Genomic DNA, 2213 nt, shown 5'->3' on the forward strand with positions numbered 1-2213 from the left:
TTTGTGGAAGCCTTGGCAGCTTTTCGGACAGCGATGTCTTTCCGTTTCTTTGAGTGGCTGACCGAGAATCGGGATGTGTTTGCCGCTTACAAAGCCAGTTTAGGCTTTGTTTGGGCTTGAAATTTGTTTAAGTCCCATTAGCTTGGTCTTGTAGTCGAGGTCAACACTGGGGTCATTCCAGAACTTCTCAAACCAGTTTTGTCTAAGGTCGGATGCGATCGCTCCCACCTTGTTGACGATGTTTAACTCTGTATTGCCTTGCAGTCCAGCGGGGGTAAAGTTAGATGACCCGACGATGCTGTAATGGTCGAAGATGTAGGCTTTAGCATGAAGGAATTGAGATTTTTCCCCCAATGCTCCAAAGAGTCTGACCTTAACGTGGTCTTGCTGTAGATAGGCGATTATGCGATCGATCTGGTTTTTGTATTCTCTCTTGAAGGGTTCGCCTTCCAACTGCTCTTGGATATTCCTGCGGAAGTAGCGGATGAGGTCAATTCTGTCACTTTCTGCTGGTCTGATAGCGGGGTCGCGCCCGATGAGCAGACGGAAGCTGGTCAGGCGGTTCATGGCTTGTTCGAGGCGTAACCATGCTTCAATGCGGAAGAATCCAGTGGCGATGTCGAGGATGTGTTGGTTCTCGTCCTCAATCAGTTGTTTGAGGATGGTTTCTAGAGTGTGGGTGGAGTTGTCTATGTAGTCGGGGAGGGGCATAATTAGTCACAATTTTTTAGCCAGATTTCAGCCCAAGATAGATCTGATAAATAAGCTATGTGAGTTATTCCTAGCAGCCGAGCCATTAAAAACAAAGAAACCTCACTCTATATTTGTTATTGTTGTTTTTTTAATTTATCGAGGAGCTTTAGATATTGTATTCCAGCTTCTGTGATCTTAAAATAGTCTTTAAGATTATATGACTGGCTAGTATTATACTGATGCTCTGCTTGCATTTTCCACAAGTCTCCGGATTTTTTTTCGGCTACAAATTCATGTTTACATAAACTCATCATGTCATCAAAAAGAAAGCCAGTATATAAGACATCTACTTTATCTTCTTTTTTGTTAAGCTGGTGAAGTTGTAAACGCTCACCAAAAGTTAGAATGTTCCTTGCAATTACGTTTATAGTTTGGATATCTTGTTCTACTTTGTTGAATCGTGCCGAAAAACCTTTCTCTCCAAATGAAATTTCGCTTATACCATTAATAAATCCTGATAAAAAAAGAACGAAGATAGCAATTAAAATAATGTCAGGATATGAAATTGAATAATTCCCATTCATCATGCGATGGAAAATGATAAACATAAAAAAACCTAGCACTGCCATAGAAATTAACAGTAATAAGTTTCTGAAGTTGGGATTTTCTAGCAAATATTTTGAAGTGGTTTTGTTTTTTGACATTATATTTTTTCAGTAAAATTGAATTAGCAACGACAGATATACATTTCAGTTATCGAACTACTTAATTAGTGCGCAGGCTAAAATCAAGCTGTGACTGGATTATAATTTTTGGAGATGTCTAATAATCTTCATTTCCTCACCAGTAAACCCATGCAAAGGAGCAACCCTATCATCTATCTCCGCTTCCCACTCTAACACGCCGACTCCTTGAAAGCATCTAACTTTTGGAATAACTGAACTTCCCCCATACATATATACCACAATAGCCGAAAACCCTTATCCATCAATGGATGCACCCCCTTAACATTTCTTAATGTACCCATGTAATTTGTAACATTTCTTAATGGACAAGAATTCTCTCCATTTGCTAAAATGATAGCCATGTATATAGAAAAAGTTCCTAACCGTAATTCCCCCCCCGCCGTTCTTCTTCGGGAGTCCTACCGAGAAGGAGATCAAGTCAAAAAAAGAGGTTCTTCCGAACTTACACTGTAGAAAATTCCTCAAGCTCCCTCTCTGCCCAGCAATGCTCTAAAGTTGATAAATATCAATCTAACAAAAACTCAAAGCCCTGCTATACAAGCTTTACAAGCATGAGTTGTTGATAGTTTTGCATGACAGGTTCGGTAGAGCCAAAATAATTCCCACAAAACAGATCAGAAGTATGTTAGGAATCGCCAATTCAAAAATGAAACGCATCAACCTCAAGAGTTGACAAAGAAAGGCTCATCAGGTACTGTCTGATCATTAACAAAAACAAATCAGACCCAAAAATGAGCCACCAACATCTTAACATAGAACAAAGAAACTTGCTCT

Annotated in this window: 2 protein-coding genes; both read right to left on the bottom strand. The window is 39.6% G+C overall.

The window, feature by feature from the left end:
* Positions 1–99: 99 nt before the first annotated feature.
* The gene (locus O9295_RS12815) at positions 100–711 is read right to left on the bottom strand and encodes a phospholipase D-like domain-containing protein (protein ID WP_288033181.1); all 612 of its coding nucleotides are present in this window, start codon (positions 709–711) and stop codon (positions 100–102) included.
* Between the two features lie 116 nt (positions 712–827).
* A complete protein-coding gene (locus O9295_RS12820; protein ID WP_288033183.1) occupies positions 828–1397 on the bottom strand; it encodes a hypothetical protein in 570 nt (189 codons plus the stop codon).
* Positions 1398–2213: the final 816 nt, after the last annotated feature.

The sequence above is a fragment of the Microcystis sp. LE18-22.4A genome (assembly GCF_027531105.1).
In the GTDB taxonomy this organism is placed as follows: Bacteria; Cyanobacteriota; Cyanobacteriia; order Cyanobacteriales; family Microcystaceae; genus Microcystis; species Microcystis aeruginosa.